Genomic DNA, 20,233 nt, shown 5'->3' with positions numbered 1-20,233 from the left:
AAAGGCCCGATTCTCTGGTCTTCCCCCTGATGGAGGAAGAAGAAATCTCTCAAATTTACCCTCTCAGAGGGTATTGCCGGGTGGCGCTACGAATACTTCTTCGTACGCCGGGTCGGCGCGGTATTTGCCGGGTCGTCCGGCCAGACATGTTTGGGATAACGCCCTTTCATCTCTTTTTGCACCTCGCGGTAGCTGCCAGCCCAGAATGCACCCAAATCCCGGGTGATCTGTAGCGGACGCTGGGCCGGTGACAACAGCTCCAGCACCAGCGGCACCCGCCCCTGCGCAATGGCAGGCGTGTTCGCCTCGCCAAACATCTCCTGCATGCGTACTGCCAGCGCCGGAGGATTATCTTCATGATAACGAATGGCTATCCGGCTGCCGGTGGGCACAGTGTAATGCCCCGGAAGCTCGGTATCCAGACGTTGGCGTAACGACCAGTCGGTTAAGTTCTGTAACGCCGCCTTAACATCCAGCGCTTTCAACGCGCGCAGGGAGTGTACGCCACTCATTTGCGGCAGTAACCAGTTTTCCAGATTTGCCAGCAGCGAGGCTTCATCTACCGCGGGCCACGCATACTCCGGCAACCACTGGGCCGCGCAGTGCAGGCGGAGCCGGTACTGCTCCGCCTCCGGGGTCCAGTTCAGTACGCTGAGCCCTTTATCGCGGATGCCGTTAAGCATCGCCTGATGCAGCTCCTCTTCCGAGGGCTTTGCCAGCGGCTTAATGCTCACCGTCAGGCGGCCAATCTGGGAACGCCGCAGCGCCTTCAGCGTGCCTTGCGCTTCATCCCACTCTACGGTGTCAGACTGTGCCACCAGGCCCGGAGAAGCGGCGATCAGAGTATCAATATCCACTGCTATGGCCTGCAGAATACGGGCATCTGGCGACTGGCTGCCCTGCAACAGCAGCGGGGCAATCAGCCACTCGTGGCGGGTCATGGCGTCGTCGCTCTGTAGCATCGCGCCCATGCCGTTCGCCAGTTGATAGCGTCCATCAAGCCCACGGCGGCGGGCGATCCGGTCAGGAAACGCCTTCGCCAGCAGCGCGGGCACCCGGTCGCTCTCCGGCGCCCCGCCCCGGCTGTTCAGGCGCGCACTCAGCTGTCGGGCGCGCTGCTGCCACTCCGGCTGATTGCGGGAGAAGGCCTGAGCCAGATCGCTACTGGCGCCACGCGGCGGCTGTTCAAGAATAGCGGCCAGCTTTGCCGCCGTCGCAATATCGTCGTCATCCGTCGCGCTGGCCAGCATGGCCGCTAGCCGCGGATCGTTGCCAAGCGTCGCCATCTTCTGACCAAAGGCGGTGAGCTGCTCTCCCGCCAGCGCCCCAAGCTGCGTTAATAAGCGCCGGGCCGCCGCAAGGTTAGTCGCAGGCGGCAGATCCAGCCAGTTTAATTGCGAGGGCTCCCGGCAGCCCCACTGCAACAGCTCCATCAGCAGGCCGCTGAGATCGCTTTGCATAATTTCGGGCGTGCCCTGCGCCGCGGCGCGTTCTGCCTGCTCAAACGGCGTAAGATGCAGGCAGATACCCGGCTCCAGTCGCCCGGCGCGCCCGGCGCGCTGGGTCATGGAGGCCTGGCTCACGCGCTGGGTCAACAGACGGGTCAGGCCGGTGCGCGGGTCGAAATTCGCCACCCGCTCCTGGGCGGAGTCCACCACCAGCCGGATGCCCTCGATGGTCAGGCTGGTTTCGGCAATATTGGTCGCCAGCACCACTTTGCGCTGCCCCGGCGGGGCTGGCAGGATCGCTTTACGCTGCTCGGCCAGCGGCAGCGCGCCATACAGCGGGCAGAGCACCACGTCATCACTTACGCGACGTGACAGCTGCTCCTGTACCCGCTGGATCTCAATCACGCCGGGTAAGAACAGCAGCAGCGAGCCCGGCTCCTGGCGCAACAGTTCGGCGGTTGCCACCGCCACCGCTTCGTCGAAACGCAGCTGGGCGGAGAGCGACTGATAGCGCCGCTCCACCGGAAACGTCCGGCCCTCAGACACAATGGTGGGTGCCTCCGGCAGCAGGCGCTGGAGCCGCTCGTTATCCAGCGTCGCAGACATGATCAGCAGTTTGAGATCGTCCCGCAGCCCCTGCTGGACATCCAGCAGCAGCGCCAGCGCCAGATCCGCCTGCAAACTGCGCTCGTGGAACTCATCGAGGATCACCAGCCCTACGCCGTTAAGCTCGGGATCCTGCTGCAGCATCCGGGTGAGGATCCCCTCGGTGACCACCTCCAGCCGGGTGTTGGCCCCCACGCAGGTTTCGGCGCGCATCCGGTAGCCGACCGTCTCGCCGGGCTTTTCCCCCAGCAGCTCCGCCAGGCGCTGCGCCACGTTGCGGGCAGCGAGCCTGCGCGGTTCGAGCAGGATGATTTTGCCGTTGATCGCCCCCTGCGCCAGGATCTGCAGCGGCAGCCAGGTCGATTTACCCGCACCGGTTGGCGCGTTCAGCAGCACCTGGGGGGCGTGTTGTAAGGCGAGAAGGAGATCGGGAAGGACAGCGGCGACCGGCAACAAGGACACGAATGGCTCCAGAGGGTTAACTTTAGACGGCGTACATTGTAGCATCGCCACAATTCATTACCGAGTGCGCCGTATGTCCGAGTCAAAAAGGTTGTTTTTTGCCATTGAAATGCCTGCCCCGCTCCAGCGGCAGATCGTCCGCTGGCGCGCCGACCACTTTGCGCCGGAAGCGGGCCGTCCGGTGGCGGGCGGCAACCTGCACCTGACGCTGGCGTTTTTAGGGGATGTCAGCCCCGAGAAGCAGCAGGCGCTGGCGGCAATGGCCGGACGCATCCGCCAGCCGGAGTTTACCCTGACGCTGGACGATGCCGGACAGTGGCTGCGCTCTCGCGTGGTCTGGCTGGGTACCCGTCAGCCGCCGCGGGGGTTATTACAGCTAGCCAATATGTTGCGGGCCCAGGCAGCGCGCAGCGGCTGCTATCAAAGCCCACAGCCGTTTCATCCGCATATCACCCTACTGCGCGATGCCAGCCACGCCGTCGCCATTCCGCCACCGGGTTTTCACTGGTCGTTTGCGGTGAAAGATTTTGTCCTCTACGAGAGCCGTTTCGCAGACGGGCGCACGCGCTACACGCCGCTCCAGCGCTGGACGCTTACCGAATAACAAGGAATTTGCATGCAGTTTACCCCTCCCCTACAGCCCGCCACGCTGATACAACGCTATAAACGTTTTCTTGCCGACGTGGTAACGCCCAACGGTGAAACCCTGACCCTGCACTGCCCCAATACCGGGGCGATGACCGGCTGCGCCACGCCGGGGGATACCGTCTGGTACTCCACCTCCAGTAATATCAAACGTAAATATCCTCACACCTGGGAAATAACCCAGACCGCGGACGGAGAATATATTTGCGTCAATACGCTGCGAGCGAACCAGCTGGTCAAAGAGGCGATTAGTCTGGATTTTATTCCGGAACTGCGCGGCTATAACCTCTTAAAAAGCGAAGTAAAATATGGCAGCGAAAGCAGCAGAATCGACTTTATGTTGCAGGCAGATGATCGCCCTGAGTGCTATATTGAAGTGAAATCAGTGACGTTAGCTGAGAAAGATAACGGTTATTTCCCGGATGCGGTGACGCTGCGAGGGCAGAAGCACCTCCGGGAGCTCATGAGTGTAGCGGCGGCGGGCAAACGCGCCGTGCTGTTATTTGCGGTATTGCACAGCGCAATTGGGCGATTTTCACCTGCTCGCCATATTGACCTTAAGTACGCGCAACTGTTGAATGAGGCACAAAAGCAGGGGGTAGAGGTTTTGGTGTATAAAGCTGAACTTTCTGCCGATAATATCACTCTGAGATCCGCTCTCCCCGCCACGTTATGAAAGGGTTGAGCGTTGGCTAATAAGTATTCTGGTCGTGTGCGCAAATACGCTTTTCCTCACAGGCTTGTCAAGTGTTACGTTTAGATAATTGCCATACGGAAAAGCATCTGCTATTTATAGCGGCCTGATTTTTCCCCCAACACGGGGATCGATAGTGCGTGTTAAGGAGAAGCAACATGCAAGAAGGGCAAAACCGTAAAACATCGTCCCTGAGTATTCTCGCCATCGCTGGGGTGGAGCCGTATCAAGAGAAGCCGGGCGAAGAGTATATGAATGAAGCCCAGCTATCACACTTCAAGCGAATCCTTGAAGCATGGCGTAATCAACTCCGGGATGAAGTGGATCGCACCGTTACACATATGCAGGACGAAGCGGCTAACTTCCCGGATCCGGTAGACCGTGCCGCCCAGGAAGAAGAGTTCAGCCTCGAACTGCGTAACCGTGACCGCGAGCGTAAGCTGATCAAAAAGATTGAGAAAACGCTGAAAAAAGTCGAAGACGAAGATTTCGGCTTCTGCGAGTCCTGCGGTGTCGAAATCGGCATTCGTCGTCTGGAAGCCCGTCCGACAGCCGACCTGTGCATCGACTGTAAAACGCTGGCAGAAATCCGCGAAAAACAGATGGCCGGTTAATGCCAGCCCTGTTATGACGCTACCACAGGCGGGAGTTCTCTCCCGCCTGATTACTTTCTGCGCCGTGTAATTATGCCTGCTGACTATATTGGGCGCTTCGCGCCATCCCCCTCTGGCGAACTGCATTTCGGCTCGCTTATTGCCGCCCTTGGCAGCTATCTGCAAGCCCGTGCCCGACAGGGTATCTGGCGCGTGCGGATTGAAGATATCGACCCTCCGCGTGAAGTTCCCGGTGCAGCAGAGTCCATTCTGCGACAGCTGGAACATTACGGCCTGCACTGGGACGGCGACGTTCTCTGGCAATCCCAACGCCACGAGGCCTACCGCGAACGCCTGGCCTGGCTGCACGCCCAGGGCCTTTCCTATTACTGCACCTGCACCCGCGCCCGCATTCAGAGCGTCGGCGGCGTCTATGACGGCCACTGCCGCACCCTGCATCACGGCCCGGAAAATGCGGCGGTGCGCGTGATGCAACAGCATCCCGTCACCTGCTTTACCGACCGGTTACAGGGAGAGCTCCACGCCGATGCGCGCCTGGCGGGCGAGGATTTCATTATCCATCGGCGGGACGGACTGTTTGCTTATAACCTGGCGGTGGTGGTGGATGACCATTTCCAGGGCGTGAGCGAAATTGTGCGCGGGGCCGACCTGATTGAACCTACCGTCCGGCAGATTTCGCTCTACCGGCTGTTTGGCTGGCCGGTTCCGGACTACATTCACCTGCCGCTGGTGGTGAATGAAAAAGGGATGAAACTCTCGAAACAGAATCATGCCCCCGCATTACCAACCGGCGATCCTCGCCCTGTTCTTATCAATGCTTTACAATTTCTAAACCAGGATGTAACAAATGAATGGCAGGATCTGCGCACCGAAGAATTGCTGGAAAAAGCGGTGGCCAACTGGTCGCTCATTCGCGTGCCGAAAATCCAGCATTCTCAAATGCGTCTCGCTGAGCTATGATTAGCCGCTATTTTTTGTCCTGAATTCTGAAACACACACTACCGAGGTGTACTATTTTTACCCGAGTCGCTAATTTTTGCCGTAAGGTGCTGAGCCGCGATGAGAGCATGGCGGATGACGTCATTGTTCAAAATACGATGTCGGTTATTCCGCGCGAACAGCATGCTATTTCCCGCAAAGATATCAGTGAAAACGCCCTTAAGGTGCTTTATCGCCTGAATAAAGCTGGCTATGAGGCGTATCTCGTTGGTGGCGGGGTGCGTGACCTGTTGCTGGGCAAAAAGCCGAAAGATTTTGACGTGACCACCAGCGCCACGCCTGAGCAGGTGCGTAAATTATTCCGCAACTGCCGTCTGGTTGGCCGCCGCTTCCGTCTTGCTCACGTGATGTTTGGGCCGGAGATCATCGAAGTGGCCACCTTCCGTGGTCATCACGAAGGCACGCCAACCGATCGCACCACGTCCCAGCGCGGCCAGAACGGTATGCTGCTGCGTGACAATATCTTCGGCTCTATCGAAGAAGATGCCCAGCGTCGCGATTTCACGATTAACAGCCTTTATTACAGCGTGGCTGACTTTACCGTCCGCGATTTTGTGGGTGGGGTGCCGGACCTGAAAGCGGGTCTGATTCGCCTGATCGGCAACCCGGAAACCCGATACCGCGAAGATCCGGTGCGGATGCTGCGTGCCGTGCGTTTTGCCGCCAAGCTGGGTATGCGCATCAGCCCGGAAACCGCCGAGCCGATCCCGCGCCTGGCGACGCTGATCAACGATGTGCCCCCGGCGCGTCTGTTTGAAGAGGCGCTGAAGCTGCTGCAGGCTGGTCACGGTTTTGCCACCTATCAGCTGCTGCGTGAATACAGCCTGTTCCAGCCCCTGTTCCCAACCATTACGCGCAACTTCACCGAAAAAGGTGACAGCGCGATGGAACGTATCATCGACCAGGTGCTGAAGAATACCGATAACCGCATTCAGAACGATATGCGCGTTAACCCGGCATTCCTCTTTGCGGCAATGTTCTGGTATCCGCTGCTGGAGACGGCGCAGAAGATTGCTCAGGAGAGCGGTCTGGCCTACTACGATGCCTTCGCCCTGGCTGCCAACGATGTGCTGGATGAAGCCTGCCGTTCGCTGGCGATCCCGAAACGCATCACCACGCTGGTGCGTGATATCTGGCAGCTTCAGCTACGGATGTCCCGTCGTCAGGGTAAACGCGCATGGAAGCTAATGGAGCATCCAAAATTCCGTGCGGCTTACGATCTGATGGCCCTGCGTGCCGAAGCGGAGAACAACCGCGAGCTGCAGGCGCTGGTGCAGTGGTGGGGTGAGTTCCAGGTTTCTGCGCCACCGGCACAGAAGGACATGCTGACCGGTCTCGATGAAGAGCCGGCGCCGCGTCGCCGCCATCGTCGTCCACGTAAGCGTGCTCCACGCCGCGAAGGCGCCGCATGACGCTGGCCTATATCGCCATCGGCAGTAATCTGGCCTCTCCGCTGGAGCAGGTCAATGCTGCCGTCCAGGCGCTGGGCGACATTCCGCAGACCCGCGTTGTCGCCCTCTCCTCTTTCTATCGTACGCCTCCCCTGGGCCCGCAGGATCAGCCCGACTACCTTAACGCCGCCATTGCGCTGGAAACCGCCCTTAGCGCTGAGGCGCTGTTGGACAACACCCAGCGTATTGAGTTGCAGCAGGGGCGCGTGCGTAAAGAAGAGCGCTGGGGACCGCGCACCCTCGATTTAGATATCATGCTGTTTGGTGATGCGGTGATTAACACCGAACGCCTGACCGTGCCGCATTACGACATGAAACGCCGCGGCTTTATGCTCTGGCCACTGTTCGAAATCGCCCCCGATCTGATCTTCCCTGACGGCGAAAGTCTCAGCGCCCTGCTGACGCAGCTTAACGCCGAAAAACCGGCCAACTGGTAACAGCAAATTTTAGTTGATTAACCACGAAATATTTGTGGTTAATCGGTTGCCTAAAATCATTGTTCCCCCGAATGTTACTGTTAGAATGCGCAAAGATTCGCTTTGGGCTATCAGGAAACAGTATGAAACCAACCACCATCGCCACCCTGCAGAAATGCAAACAGGACAAGCAGCGCTTCGCCACCATTACCGCCTATGACTACAGCTTCGCCAAACTCTTTGCCGAAGAGGGCATTAACGTCATGCTGGTCGGCGACTCGTTAGGGATGACGGTCCAGGGACATGACTCCACTCTGCCGGTAACGGTCGAGGATATTGCTTATCATACCCGGGCAGTTCGCCGCGGTGCGCCAGCCTGTCTGCTGCTCGCCGATCTGCCGTTTATGGCCTACGCCACGCCTGAGCAGGCGTTTGAAAGTGCCGCCACGGTGATGCGCGCCGGCGCCAACATGGTCAAAGTAGAAGGCGGTGCCTGGCTGGTTGAGACCGTGCGTATGCTCACCGAGCGCGCGGTACCGGTCTGCGGCCATCTGGGATTAACCCCGCAGTCGGTCAATATCTTTGGCGGCTATAAGGTGCAAGGGCGCGGTGACGCCGCCCAGACGCTGTTTGATGATGCGCTGGCAATTGAAGCAGCGGGCGCACAGCTGTTGGTGCTGGAGTGCATGCCGGTTGCACTGGCGAAACGTATTACCGAGGCGCTCTCTATTCCGGTGATTGGCATTGGTGCCGGTAATGTCACCGACGGCCAGATCCTGGTAATGCACGATGCCTTTGGCATTACCGGCGGGCATATCCCGAAATTTGCGAAGAATTTCCTTATCGACGCAGGCGACATGCGCGGCGCAGTCAGGCAGTATATTGCCGACGTTGAATCGGGTGTTTACCCGGGTGAAGAACACAGTTTCCAGTAAGGAGTCTTGTTGTGCTAATCATTGAAACTCTGCCGCTGCTGCGCCAGCACATTCGTCGCCTGCGCCAGGAAGGTAAACGTATCGCGCTGGTTCCCACCATGGGCAATCTGCATGAAGGCCACATGAAGCTGGTGGACGAAGCCAAAGCCCGCGCCGATGTGGTGGTGGTGAGCATTTTCGTTAACCCGATGCAGTTTGACCGCGCCGACGACCTGGCCCGCTACCCGCGCACGCTGCAGGAAGACTGCGAGAAGCTGAAAAAGCATCAGGTCGATTTCGTCTTCGCCCCGGCACCGAATGATGTCTATCCGAAGGGTACGGAAGAGACGACCTATGTGGACGTACCGGGCATCTCCACCATGCTGGAGGGCGCCAGCCGTCCGGGTCATTTCCGCGGCGTCTCCACCATCGTCAGCAAGCTCTTTAACCTTGTGCAGCCAGATATCGCCTGCTTCGGCGAGAAAGATTTCCAGCAGCTGGCACTGATCCGCAAGATGGTGGACGACATGGGCTACGATATCGACATCGTTGGCGTGCCGATTGTGCGTGCCAAAGATGGCCTGGCGCTGAGTTCCCGCAACGGCTACCTCACTGCTGACCAGCGCAAAATCGCGCCGGGCCTGTATAAGGTGATGAGCGCGATGGTTGAAAAGCTGCAGCAGAAAGCGCTGAGCAGCGAAGAGATTATCGCCATTGCCGAACAGGAGCTGAATGACAAAGGTTTCCGGGCTGATGATATTCAGATCCGCGATGCCGATACGCTGCTGGAACTCTCTGCCACCAGCAAACGCGCGGTGATCCTGGTTGCTGCATGGCTCGGTCAGGCACGCCTCATTGACAACAGTGTCGTTGAACTGGCTCAGTAATGACTGGGCTGATAGATAGCTAATGGATTAGTTTCCCTTCCCACTTGCAGGCAAGTGGGTTACGAAGAAGAGTAAAGGTAACACCATGATTCGCAAAATGTTGCAAGGTAAGCTTCACCGTGTGAAGGTCACTCAGGCCGATCTGCACTATGAAGGCTCCTGCGCGATCGATCAGGATTTTCTCGACGCGGCGGGTATTCTTGAAAACGAAGCCATTGATATCTGGAACGTGAGTAACGGCAATCGTTTCTCAACCTATGCTATCGCGGCTGAACGGGGTTCTAAAATCATCTCCGTGAACGGTGCGGCCGCGCACTGTGCCAACGTGGGTGATATCGTCATTATCGCCAGCTTCGTTATGATGTCCGACGAGGAAGCCCGCCGCTGGCAGCCAAAAGTGGCCTACTTCGAGGGCGACAACGACATGAAACGCACCGCGAAAGCGATCCCGGTTCAGGTCGCCTGATCGTTATCCTTGCGGCTGATTACTGATCAGCCGCGACATGGTCTCTAAAGAGTCCGTTCTGAGAACGTATAAACGCTTCAGCAGGAATGGATTATCCCCCGGTTTTACCTTCCCTTTCACCGTTGTCACCGCCAGGTGAAATCCTGCATCATTCGCCGCTTTCACCGCGTTATCGTTGTAACCGCCAAACGGGTAGGAGAGATACAGTACGTGCGGGTTAAACTGCGCCAGCGCGCGGCGGGAGTGTTTGAAATCCATCAGGATATTATGGTAACTGCGGCTGAGCAGGATCGGATGGCGGTTATTGTCCACCCGGTGCAGGAAATGGGTATGCGACTGCACGTCAAAAACATCCTGTATCTCCCGCAGCTCGGAAATGCTCATAAACTGCAGCGTCTTTGGATCCCACTTCAGCGGATGCGCTTTGATCCGCGAGGAGATGATAAACGCCGTGGCGTGAAAGCCGTACTGCCTGAGGATTGGCCAGGCGTAGCGGCTGACCGATTTCAGGCCGTCGTCAAAGGTGATCACCACTGCCCTGGCGGGCAGGTTCATTTTGTTACGCACATAACCTTCGAGCTGATACATCGTCAGCGTGGTGTAGCCCTGGTCGCGCAGCCAGGTCATCTGGTTATTGAAGGCGCGTACGCTGGTGGTGGTTGAGGTATGGCGGAAACGGGTGTTCTCTTCATCGCGCAGGATATGGTGATAGGTTAACACCGGCAGGCCATTATCCTCCTGCGCATCCAGGCTGCTGACCCAGGCCAGGCGGTTAGCGATGCGGATCTGATACCACGTCTGATTCAGGCGATCCTTGAGTTTATTGAGGATCGGATAGCGCAGATTATCTGCCAGCGTACCGAACGGGGCGCTACCGGCGCTGGGGGCGTTGTAGACCGGCGTATCCTTCCACGTAATTAAATTCTGGTTGCTGAGCGGCTTGTTCAGATCGCCCAGGCTATCCTCCACCCGCTGTTTGCCCTGCACTTCGCCCAGATGCCCTTTGTCGATAAAACCGGTGCCAAAGCCAAACCGGAATTCATAGTAATCGGCCGGGGTGGGAGAAACGGCGATGATCTGCCCGGCGCGCACATTGCCGACGGTCACGACGCGGTTACCTACCTGCGCCCAGATGGTGGCATCTTCGGTGGTTTGCATATAACGGGCCGGAGCCCCTTGCTGGCTTAGCAGACTGGCAGAAGCGCCGCCGGAAACCAGCAGCAGAAGCAGAAGAAAAATACGCGAGAACATAGAGAGTTATTCAGTACGAAAATCGGACGACATTGTAGCAAAAGCGCCAGCAATACCAATGCTTAATATTTCTCCGATCCATGCAGCAGAACGAAGGGCGGGTTTTTCTGCTGCTGGTGCCAAAGGCTGCTGACGTCCGGCGCGCCGTGGGCCACGATGGTGTTACGAAAGCTGGCGCTGTCGGTCGTTTCACGCAGGGGGTACATCATCTCCAGCAGCGGATAGCTTATCCCGGAGATCACTTCGCAATTCTCATGCTTATGGCTGAGCAGCGCTGCTGCGCGATAGGGCGCAGCGCCGGAGATGTCGGTCAGGAAGATCACCCCATCACCGCTGTCGGCATGGTGCTGGGCATCACATAACATACGGCTGAGCATATTGCAGCTTAAGCCGCGCCAGAAATTGACCACCTGGCACTGCACCAGCGGCCCAAACCGGACGGCGAGCTTCTCCGCTATCTCCTGTGCATGTTCGTCATGGCACGTGATTACCCAACCCAGCATCGTCACCTCTCATCAGAAAGGGGTAGTGTAGCGGGAGAGATAAGGTATGGGGGTGACGGTGGTCAATAAAGCGGCCCGGCAGCAGAACGCCGCCGGGCCTGATGGTTAGCTACGCAGCCCGCGTCCACGCTGGATCAAGTTCCAGCACAGCAGATAGAAGGCAACGATAAAGATCACCAGCACGCCAACGGTGGTCACCAGCGGCACGTCGGAAATGCCGAGGAAACCAAAGCGGAAGCCGCTGATCATATAGACGATGGGGTTCAGGTGTGACAGCCCCTGCCAGAACGGCGGCAGCAGCGTCAGGGAGTAGAAGACCCCGCCGAGGTAGGTGAGCGGCGTCAGGACGAAGGTCGGGATCAGGCTGATATCGTCAAAGGTTTTGGCGAATACCGCGTTCAGCAGCCCCGCCAGGGAGAACAGTATCGCCGTCAGCAGCAACGTCAGGCCGACAAACAGCCAGGAGTGCACCTGGAACGGCACAAAGAACAGCGAAACGGCGGTGACCAGAATGCCCACGCACAGGCCGCGCGCTACCCCGCCCCCGACGTAACCGGCGATGATGACGTGGGTAGGCACCGGCGCCACCAGCAGCTCTTCAATGTTGCGCTGGAACTTGGCGCTGAAGAACGACGACGCCACGTTGGCGTAGGCGTTGGTGATGACCGCCATCATGATCAGGCCCGGCACGATAAACTGCATATAGGTAAAGCCGTGCATCTCGCCGATGCGCGAGCCAATCAGGTTGCCGAAGATAATAAAGTAGAGGGTCATGGTGATCACCGGCGGAACCAGGGTCTGGATCCAGATACGCATGAAACGGTTGATCTCTTTGGCCCAGATACTTTTCAGCGCCACCCAGTAAAGCTGCATCATGCGCGATCTCCTTGTTTCTCATGGACCAGCGAGACGAACAGCTCTTCCAGTCGGTTTGCTTTGTTACGCATACTTAATACCTGAATCCCCTGCTCGCTCAGCTGGCTGAAGACGCTGTTGATCCCCTGCTCGCGCAGCACTTCCACTTCAAGCGTGGAGGTATCCACCAGACGGTACTGATAGCCTACCAGCTTCGGCAGCGGACTTTTTGCCGCCAGGTCGAGAATGAACGTCTCTGATTTCAGCTTGGAGAGCAGATCTTTCATTGAGGTGTTTTCCACCAGCTCGCCGTGCTGAATGATGCCGATATTGCGACAGAGCATCTCAGCCTCTTCCAGATAGTGGGTGGTGAGGATAATGGTGGTGCCTTTGTCGTTTAAATCCTTCAAAAAGCTCCACATTGAGCGGCGAAGCTCGATATCCACCCCGGCGGTGGGCTCATCGAGGATCAGCAGCTTTGGCTCGTGCATCAGGGCGCGGGCAATCATCAGACGACGCTTCATGCCGCCAGACAACATCCGCGCACGTTCGTTGCGTTTCTCCCACAGATCGAGCTGCTTAAGATACTTTTCGCTGCGCGCGACCGCCTCTTTGCGCTCCACGCCATAGTAACCCGCCTGGTTCACCACAATCTGTTGTACGGTCTCAAACGGATTGAAGTTAAACTCCTGCGGCACCAGCCCCAGCTGGCGTTTGGCGTTGACCACATCTTTCTCCAGGTCATAGCCAAACACGCTCACCCGGCCGGAGGATTTGTTCACCAGCGAGCTGATGATACCAATGGTGGTGGATTTACCTGCCCCGTTAGGCCCCAGAAGCGCATAAAAATCACCGGCTTCTACTTTGAGATCTATCCCGCGCAGCGCCTGGACGCCGCCCGGATAGGTTTTTTTAAGTTGCTCAAGCTCAAGTGCAATCGCCATGAAATAAACTTACCTATAGTTCTGACACACGTTGTGTGGTTTCATTAAAAGTCGGGTTACCCTATAGTAGCGCAACGCAATCACTCGGTTACAGGCCGTTAGCCTCCATGAATGACATAGATACACTCATCAGCAATAACGCACTATGGTCAAAGATGCTGCTGGAAGAAGATTCCGGATTTTTTGAGAAACTGTCTCAGTCGCAGAAACCACGCTTTCTCTGGATTGGATGCTCCGACAGCCGCGTTCCGGCTGAACGTCTTACCGGCCTTGAACCTGGCGAACTCTTCGTTCACCGCAACGTTGCGAACCTGGTGATCCACACCGACCTGAACTGTCTCTCCGTGGTGCAGTATGCGGTGGATGTTCTGGAAGTCGAACACATCATCATTTGTGGTCACTACGGCTGCGGCGGCGTGCAGGCGGCGGTTGAAAATCCGGAGCTAGGCCTTATCGACAACTGGCTACTGCACATTCGTGATATCTGGTTCAAACATAGCTCACTGCTGGGGCAAATGCCGCAGGAGCGCCGCCTGGACACCCTGTGCGAGCTGAACGTGATGGAACAGGTCTACAACCTCGGCCACTCCACCATTATGCAGTCGGCGTGGAAACGCGGGCAAAAAGTGACGATCCACGGCTGGGCGTATGGCATTCATGATGGCCTGCTGCGCGATCTGGAAGTGACCGCCACCAACCGGGAAACTCTGGAGCAACGCTACCGTCAGGGTGTCTCTAACCTGACCCAGAAGCACGTTAACCACAAGTAAACGCAAAACGGCAACGCAAGTTGCCGTTTTTAGTCCGTAGGCCCGTTAAGCGTAGCGCCACCGGGCAATACCCGCCTTACTCGTCCAGCAGCACCACTTTGCCGACATACGGCAGATGGCGATAGCGCTGCGCGTAGTCAATCCCGTAGCCCACCACAAATTCGTCCGGGATCGAGAAACCGACAAACTCTACGGGAACATCCACTTCGCGGCGGGTCGGTTTATCCAGCAGGGTACAAATCGCCAGCGATTTAGGGCCGCGCAGGCTGAGAATTTCGCGTACTTTTGACAGGGTGTTACCGGAATCGATGATGTCTTCCACAATCAGAACATCTTTGCCGCGAATGTCTTCATCCAGATCTTTGAGAATTTTAACATCACGGGTGGTCGACATGCCGCTGCCATAGCTGGAGGCGGTCATAAAATCGACTTCATGGGAGACCTGCACTTCGCGGCAGAGATCGGCCATAAACATGAAGGAACCGCGTAACAGACCCACCAGCACCATCTCACTGCCGCTGTCTTTATAATGTTCGGTGATCTGACGACCAAGTTCGGCGATACGCGTTTTGATCTCCGCTTCAGGGATCATCACTTCAACAGTATGTTTCATTTTACTAACCGTATGTTTTTATAACGAATTTCTCAATGCCTTTGGATTCGCGTCCGGCATCGCTTCATAAGCCCTGAAGTATACCAGCAAATGGATCCTCCTGGCGCATGAGTTCACAAAAGCCATATTTGTGATTCCGATCACACTTGTTAAGTCCTATAATTAATTGCTACTAAATAATTAACAAACTTATCGAGTGTCTTTTATGGCGGAAACAAAAAATCAACATTCACGTTTACTCGTGAGGCTAACAGCCCTGTTCGCTGCATTTTGCGGACTGTATCTGTTAATCGGCGGGGTCTGGCTGGTAGCCATTGGCGGCTCCTGGTACTACCCGGTAGCAGGTGTGGTTATGCTCGGCGTCACCCTGCTTCTCTGGCGCAGTAAACAATCGGCACTGTGGCTCTACGCGGCCCTGCTGCTGGCTACGATGATCTGGGGCGTATGGGAGGTCGGCTTCGACTTCTGGGCCCTGACCCCGCGTAGCGATATCCTGGTCTTCTTCGGTATCTGGCTGATCCTGCCTTTCGTCTGGCGTCGCCTGCTTGTGCGCTCCAGCGGTGCGGTTGCCGCTCTGGTCGTGGCGCTGCTGATTAGCGGTGGCATTCTGACCTGGGCTGGCTTTAACGATCCGCAGGAGGTGAAAGGTACCCTGAATGCGGAATCTACGCCTGTGGCGGCGATCTCCGACGTGGCAGATGGTGACTGGCCTGCCTATGGCCGTAACCAGGAAGGTCAGCGTTACTCCCCGCTGAAGCAGATCAACGCGGACAACGTGAAAAACCTGAAAGAAGCCTGGGTATTCCGTACCGGCGATCTCAAGATGCCGAACGATCCGGGTGAACTGACCAACGAAGTGACCCCAATTAAAGTGGGCAACATGCTCTACCTGTGTACGGCGCACCAGCGTCTGTTCGCGCTTGACGCGGCCACCGGTAAAGAGAAATGGCACTTCGATCCGCAGCTTAAAACCAACAACCAGTTCCAGCACGTGACCTGCCGTGGCGTCTCTTACCACGAAGCGCGTGCCGATAACGCCAGCCCGGAGGTGATTGCCGACTGTCCGCGCCGCATCATGCTGCCAGTAAACGACGGTCGTCTGTTCGCCATTAACGCCGAAACCGGCAAGCTGTGCGAAACCTTTGCCAACAAAGGTGTGCTGAACCTGCAGACCAACATGCCGGATCAGACTCCGGGTCTGTATGAACCTACTTCACCGCCAATCATCACCGATAAAACCATCGTGATTGCCGGTTCGGTAACGGATAACTTCTCCGTTCGCGAAACCTCCGGCGTGATCCGCGGTTTTGACGTTAACACCGGTAAACTGCTGTGGGCCTTCGATCCGGGTGCGAAAGATCCAAACGCTATCCCGTCGGATGAACACACCTTTACCTTTAACTCACCAAACTCCTGGGCGCCAGCCGCCTATGACGCGAAGCTGGACCTGGTTTACCTGCCGATGGGCGTGACCACGCCAGATATCTGGGGTGGCAACCGCACGCCAGAGCAGGAGCGTTATGCCAGCTCTGTCCTGGCGCTGAATGCGACCACCGGTAAACTGGCCTGGAGCTACCAGACCGTCCACCACGATCTGTGGGATATGGACATGCCGTCCCAGCCGACGCTGGCAGACATTACCGTCAACGGTAAAACCGTACCGGTGATCTACGCCCCGGCGAAGACAGGTAATATCTTTGTGCTGGATCGTCGTAACGGCGAGCTGGTCGTGCCGGCACCGGAAAAACCGGTTCCGCAGGGCGCGGCGAAAGGCGATTATGTCACCAAAACCCAGCCGTTCTCCGATCTGAGCTTCCGTCCGAAGAAAGATCTCAGCGGCGCGGACATGTGGGGCGCCACCATGTTCGACCAGCTGGTGTGCCGCGTGATGTTCCACCAGCTGCGCTATGAAGGCATCTTTACCCCACCATCCGAGCAGGGCACGCTGGTGTTCCCGGGTAACCTGGGGATGTTCGAATGGGGCGGTATCTCCGTTGACCCGAACCGTCAGGTGGCGATTGCCAACCCGATGGCGCTGCCGTTTGTCTCTAAACTGATCCCACGCGGCCCGGGCAACCCGATGGAGCAGCCGAAAGATGCCCAGGGCACCGGTACGGAATCCGGTATTCAGCCGCAGTACGGCGTGCCGTATGGCGTGACGCTGAATCCGTTCCTCTCTCCGTTTGGCCTGCCGTGTAAACAGCCTGCATGGGGTTATATCTCTGCGCTGGATCTGAAAACCAACCAGGTCGTCTGGAAAAAACGTATTGGTACGCCACAGGACAGCATGCCGTTCCCGATGCCGATCCCGGTGCCGTTCAATATGGGTATGCCGATGCTGGGTGGTCCAATCTCCACCGCCGGTAACGTGCTCTTTATCGCGGCCACCGCCGATAACTATCTGCGCGCTTACAACATGAGCAACGGTGAAAAACTGTGGCAGGGCCGTCTGCCTGCGGGTGGACAGGCCACACCGATGACCTATGAAGTGAATGGCAAGCAGTACGTTGTCATCTCTGCGGGGGGTCATGGTTCGTTTGGGACGAAGATGGGCGACTATATTGTCGCGTATGCGTTACCTGACGAAAGTAAGTAACTAAAAAGCCCGGTGGCGCTGCGCTTACCGGGCCTATGGGTACGCTATCCAGGCCGGGTAAGGCGACGCCGCCACCCGGCTTTTTTATACCGTGAATCCGAGCATCATCCCGGTATCTTCATGCTCTAACAGATGGCAGTGCGCCATATAGGCATACTCTTTCGGCGCGTCATGATCGAACTTCACTAGCACCTCGCTTACCCCGCCCTCGACGCGCACCGTATCCTTCCAGCCCGCGCGATGCACCGCTGGCGCTTTGCCGTTTTCCGTGAGGATGCGGAACTGGGTGCCGTGAATATGGAACGGATGCAGCATCATGTCCCCTTCCCCGGAGATCGTCCAACGTTCATACTGCCCTTTCGCGGCGGCAAACTGTGGCGTGTGCATATCGAAGGCTTTGCCGTTGATCCGGTTGCCGTTATGGAAATCGAACCCATGCATGCCGTGATCCATTCCCCCCATCTGACCATGATTCATATGGCCCTTCATCTGGCCGTGATGCATCCCCGCCATCGCCTGGTCGCCATACTTCTTCATTAACGCCTGCATGCCCATCATGTCGAGCATCGGGTCCATGGAGAGCTGGAGTTTGCGCTGGGTCAGCCCCTCCAGCGACGGCAGAGCGGGCAGCGTGGTCAGGGTGTCCGGCAATACGCCCGACGCGGTCACCAGCAGCGGCTGAATGCGCAGCACCGGCTGCGGTTTATCGAACGGCGCCACCGCCATCCCCATCTGGCTTACCGGCAGGGTTATCAGGTCAAAGGGCTTGCCGTCGCTGATGTCCACCAGCACCTCAAAACGCTCCCCCATCAGCATTGGCAGCTCGGTCACTTTTACCGGTTCAGCCAGCAGCCCGCCGTCGCTGGCGACGACATAGAGTGGACGCTTATCGCTGGCGGCGAAATTGAGCGAGCGGGCGTTACAGCCGTTGAGCAGGCGCAGGCGTAGCCACCCTTTCGGGGCATTGTGCTGCGGGTAGATGGCCCCGTTGGTCAGCAGCGTGTCGCCAAACCAGCCCACCGCGGCGCTCATCACATCCAGCTGATAATCAATTTGCCCGTCGGCGGTAAATTTCTTGTCCTGCACAATCACCGGAACATCGTCGATGCCCCACTGCTTTGGCAGGCGCAGCAGACGACTCTCATCATCCTCAATCAGTACCAGACCGGCTAACCCCATCGCCACCTGATGGCCGGTTTTGCCGTGCTGATGGGGATGAAACCAGCAGGTCGCCGCTCGCTGATCCGGAGTAAAGGTCACCGTCCGCTGGCCGCCGGGCTTAATGATGCCGTGCGGTCCGCCGTCTACCTCGCCCGGCACTTCCAGACCGTGCCAGTGGACGGTGGTCTCTTCGTTCAGGGTATTGTGGATGTTAACGGTCAGCGCTTTTCCCTTGCGTAGCTGAATGGCCGGGCCGAGCAGGTTGCCGTTGTAACCCCAGGTGGTGGCGTTGTGCCCACCAAAGGCGGTTTTCCCCGCCTGCACCACCAGATTCACCTGATTGCGTGCATCGGGAGCGAGTAAATTCGGGATCGGCAAAACGGGCCGCTCGGCGGCAAAGGCCGCGCGGCTCCAGAGGGGCAGCGCACTGGCGACGCCCAGTGCGGCAGAATATTTTAAAAAATCACGGCGTTGCATGTTCATCTCCTTATTCGCAGCAGTCAATCGCCTGAGCATAAACCCTCCCCTTGCCGGAAGGTCAAGAAAAGCCGCAATAATAAAGATCGTCGTGCCGACGGGAAGTGTGCTAACGTTGAATTTCCGTGACGTATTGGTAGAAGCAATGAAGACGTTTTTCCGAACAATTCTGTTCAGCACCCTGATGATTAGTTGCGCAAACAGCTATGCGCTGAGTGAAAATGAAGCCGAAGATATGGCGGATTTAACGGCGGTGTTCGTATTCCTGAAAAACGACTGCGGCTACCAGAATTTACCCAACGGTCAGATTCGCCGCGCCCTGGTCTTTTTTGCTCAACAGAACCAGTGGGATCTGAGCAACTACGACAGTTTTGACATGAAAACCCTCGGTGAAGACAGCTACCGCGATCTCAGCGGCATCGGCATTCCCACAGCAAAGAAATGTAAAGCCCTGGCTCGCGACTCGCTGAGCCTCCTTGCCTACGTTAAGTAAATCCCTACCCGATGCCCCTTTGCTGAATTTATGACCGTGCAACCACGGTCATAGTTAGCTATGATGTTGCCCCCGTTTTATGCGGGTGTTAACAAAGGAGGTATCATCCCATGGCCGAAAAAAATATGTGGCATGAAACGCTGCATGACCATTTTGGACAGTACTTTGCCATTGATAACGTGCTCTATCATGAGAAAACCGATCATCAGGATCTGATCATTTTCGAAAACGCGGCCTTTGGCCGGGTGATGGCGCTGGATGGCGTGGTGCAAACCACCGAGCGTGACGAGTTTATCTATCATGAAATGATGACCCACGTCCCGCTGCTGGCACACGGCAATGCGAAACATGTGCTGATCATCGGCGGCGGCGACGGCGCTATGCTGCGCGAAGTCTCCCGCCATAAATCCATTGAAAGCATCACCATGGTCGAGATTGACGCGGGCGTGGTCAGTTTCTGCCGCCAGTACCTGCCGAACCACAATGCTGGCAGCTACGACGATCCGCGCTTTACGCTTGTGATCGACGACGGCGTCAATTTTGTTAACCAGACGACGCAGACCTTCGATGTGATCATCTCCGATTGCACCGATCCGATTGGTCCCGGCGAGAGCCTCTTTACCTCGGCGTTCTATGAAGGCTGCAAACGCTGCCTGAACCCTGGCGGTATCTTCGTTGCCCAGAACGGCGTCTGCTTCCTGCAGCAGGACGAGGCCATCGACAGCCACCGCAAGCTGAGCCACTACTTTACCGACGTCAGCTTCTACCAGGCGGCGATCCCGACCTATTACGGCGGTGTCATGACCTTTGCCTGGGCGACGGACAACGATGCCCTGCGCCATCTCTCCACCGGCATCATTCAGGCGCGCTTCCAGCAGGCGAATCTGACCTGCCGCTATTACAATCCGGCCGTCCATACCGCAGCCTTTGCCTTACCGCAATATTTGCACGATGCTCTGAGGGGGTGA

At 57.2% G+C, this 20,233-nt stretch carries 20 protein-coding genes; 13 read left to right on the top strand and 7 right to left on the bottom strand.

Features of this window, described 5'->3' with window-relative positions:
- Positions 1-86 precede the first annotated feature (86 nt).
- Positions 87-2,516: an ATP-dependent helicase HrpB gene (gene hrpB / locus GNG26_RS03700; RefSeq protein ID WP_156237835.1), complete on the bottom strand. Its 2,430-nt coding sequence runs from the start codon at positions 2,514-2,516 to the stop codon at positions 87-89.
- A gap of 73 nt (positions 2,517-2,589) precedes the next feature.
- Here hrpB and thpR point away from each other — a divergent pair, with 73 nt between their 5' ends.
- The 9 genes from thpR to panD all read left to right on the top strand — a co-directional run bounded on the left by thpR (position 2,590) and on the right by panD (position 9,602).
- Positions 2,590-3,120: an RNA 2',3'-cyclic phosphodiesterase gene (gene thpR, locus GNG26_RS03695; protein ID WP_156237834.1), complete on the top strand. Its 531-nt coding sequence runs from the start codon at positions 2,590-2,592 to the stop codon at positions 3,118-3,120.
- Between the two features lie 12 nt (positions 3,121-3,132).
- Positions 3,133-3,837 carry a DNA/RNA nuclease SfsA gene (sfsA, locus tag GNG26_RS03690; RefSeq protein WP_114387924.1) on the top strand — a complete coding sequence of 235 codons (705 nt, stop codon included), beginning with the start codon at positions 3,133-3,135 and terminating at the stop codon, positions 3,835-3,837.
- Between the two features lie 176 nt (positions 3,838-4,013).
- Positions 4,014-4,469 carry an RNA polymerase-binding protein DksA gene (gene dksA / locus GNG26_RS03685; protein ID WP_012016093.1) on the top strand — a complete coding sequence of 152 codons (456 nt, stop codon included), beginning with the start codon at positions 4,014-4,016 and terminating at the stop codon, positions 4,467-4,469.
- A gap of 72 nt (positions 4,470-4,541) precedes the next feature.
- A complete protein-coding gene (gene gluQRS / locus GNG26_RS03680) occupies positions 4,542-5,429 on the top strand; it encodes a tRNA glutamyl-Q(34) synthetase GluQRS (protein WP_103823282.1) in 888 nt (295 codons plus the stop codon).
- Positions 5,430-5,482: 53 nt separating this feature from the next.
- Positions 5,483-6,880 (top strand): polynucleotide adenylyltransferase PcnB, encoded by a 1,398-nt coding sequence (gene pcnB / locus GNG26_RS03675; protein WP_231604294.1) that lies wholly within the window; start codon positions 5,483-5,485, stop codon positions 6,878-6,880.
- Positions 6,877-7,356 (top strand): 2-amino-4-hydroxy-6-hydroxymethyldihydropteridine diphosphokinase, encoded by a 480-nt coding sequence (gene folK / locus GNG26_RS03670; protein WP_103823280.1) that lies wholly within the window; start codon positions 6,877-6,879, stop codon positions 7,354-7,356. The genes pcnB and folK overlap by 4 nt, the downstream gene beginning before the upstream one ends.
- Positions 7,357-7,478: 122 nt before the next feature.
- Positions 7,479-8,270 carry a 3-methyl-2-oxobutanoate hydroxymethyltransferase gene (gene panB / locus GNG26_RS03665; protein ID WP_156237833.1) on the top strand — a complete coding sequence of 264 codons (792 nt, stop codon included), beginning with the start codon at positions 7,479-7,481 and terminating at the stop codon, positions 8,268-8,270.
- 11 nt (positions 8,271-8,281) lie between these two features.
- Entirely contained in the window at positions 8,282-9,136 is an 855-nt protein-coding gene (gene panC, locus GNG26_RS03660; protein ID WP_156237832.1) for a pantoate--beta-alanine ligase, read from the top strand.
- A gap of 85 nt (positions 9,137-9,221) precedes the next feature.
- The gene (gene panD / locus GNG26_RS03655; protein ID WP_032616579.1) at positions 9,222-9,602 is read left to right on the top strand and encodes an aspartate 1-decarboxylase; all 381 of its coding nucleotides are present in this window, start codon (positions 9,222-9,224) and stop codon (positions 9,600-9,602) included.
- Between the two features lie 3 nt (positions 9,603-9,605).
- On the opposite strand, the gene GNG26_RS03650 is transcribed toward panD, so the two are convergent.
- From GNG26_RS03650 to GNG26_RS03635, 4 genes are all read right to left on the bottom strand, one after another.
- On the bottom strand, positions 9,606-10,853 hold the full coding sequence (locus tag GNG26_RS03650) for a polysaccharide deacetylase family protein (RefSeq protein ID WP_156237831.1): 1,248 nt from the start codon (positions 10,851-10,853) through the stop codon (positions 9,606-9,608).
- Between the two features lie 62 nt (positions 10,854-10,915).
- On the bottom strand, positions 10,916-11,356 hold the full coding sequence (locus GNG26_RS03645) for a PTS sugar transporter subunit IIA (protein WP_156237830.1): 441 nt from the start codon (positions 11,354-11,356) through the stop codon (positions 10,916-10,918).
- A 105-nt stretch (positions 11,357-11,461) separates the two neighbouring features.
- On the bottom strand, positions 11,462-12,232 hold the full coding sequence (locus tag GNG26_RS03640; protein WP_103178307.1) for an ABC transporter permease: 771 nt from the start codon (positions 12,230-12,232) through the stop codon (positions 11,462-11,464).
- Positions 12,229-13,155: an ABC transporter ATP-binding protein gene (locus GNG26_RS03635; RefSeq protein ID WP_103178306.1), complete on the bottom strand. Its 927-nt coding sequence runs from the start codon at positions 13,153-13,155 to the stop codon at positions 12,229-12,231. Before GNG26_RS03635 ends, GNG26_RS03640 begins: the two co-directional genes overlap by 4 nt.
- Positions 13,156-13,262: 107 nt before the next feature.
- Between GNG26_RS03635 and can the strand changes: the two genes are divergently transcribed.
- Entirely contained in the window at positions 13,263-13,925 is a 663-nt protein-coding gene (gene can / locus GNG26_RS03630) for a carbonate dehydratase (protein WP_103178305.1), read from the top strand.
- Positions 13,926-14,001: 76 nt separating this feature from the next.
- Here can and hpt read toward each other — a convergent pair whose 3' ends face one another.
- Positions 14,002-14,538 carry a hypoxanthine phosphoribosyltransferase gene (hpt, locus tag GNG26_RS03625; protein ID WP_103178304.1) on the bottom strand — a complete coding sequence of 179 codons (537 nt, stop codon included), beginning with the start codon at positions 14,536-14,538 and terminating at the stop codon, positions 14,002-14,004.
- A gap of 205 nt (positions 14,539-14,743) precedes the next feature.
- Between hpt and GNG26_RS03620 the strand changes: the two genes are divergently transcribed.
- Entirely contained in the window at positions 14,744-17,134 is a 2,391-nt protein-coding gene (locus GNG26_RS03620) for a glucose/quinate/shikimate family membrane-bound PQQ-dependent dehydrogenase (RefSeq protein ID WP_156237829.1), read from the top strand.
- Between the two features lie 84 nt (positions 17,135-17,218).
- On the opposite strand, the gene cueO is transcribed toward GNG26_RS03620, so the two are convergent.
- Positions 17,219-18,772, bottom strand: coding sequence for a multicopper oxidase CueO (gene cueO / locus GNG26_RS03615; RefSeq protein ID WP_156237828.1), 1,554 nt, complete (start codon positions 18,770-18,772; stop codon positions 17,219-17,221).
- Between the two features lie 145 nt (positions 18,773-18,917).
- Here cueO and GNG26_RS03610 point away from each other — a divergent pair, with 145 nt between their 5' ends.
- Positions 18,918-19,265 carry a YacC family pilotin-like protein gene (locus tag GNG26_RS03610; RefSeq protein WP_103178301.1) on the top strand — a complete coding sequence of 116 codons (348 nt, stop codon included), beginning with the start codon at positions 18,918-18,920 and terminating at the stop codon, positions 19,263-19,265.
- Between the two features lie 110 nt (positions 19,266-19,375).
- Positions 19,376-20,233, top strand: a complete 858-nt coding sequence (gene speE, locus GNG26_RS03605) for a polyamine aminopropyltransferase (RefSeq protein WP_103178300.1) — start codon at positions 19,376-19,378, stop codon at positions 20,231-20,233.

Source organism: Leclercia sp. J807 (assembly GCF_009734465.1).
Classification (GTDB): Bacteria; Pseudomonadota; Gammaproteobacteria; order Enterobacterales; family Enterobacteriaceae; genus Enterobacter.
The sequence above is the reverse complement of the archived record's forward strand: the minus strand, read 5'-3'. Positions and strand labels throughout refer to the sequence as shown.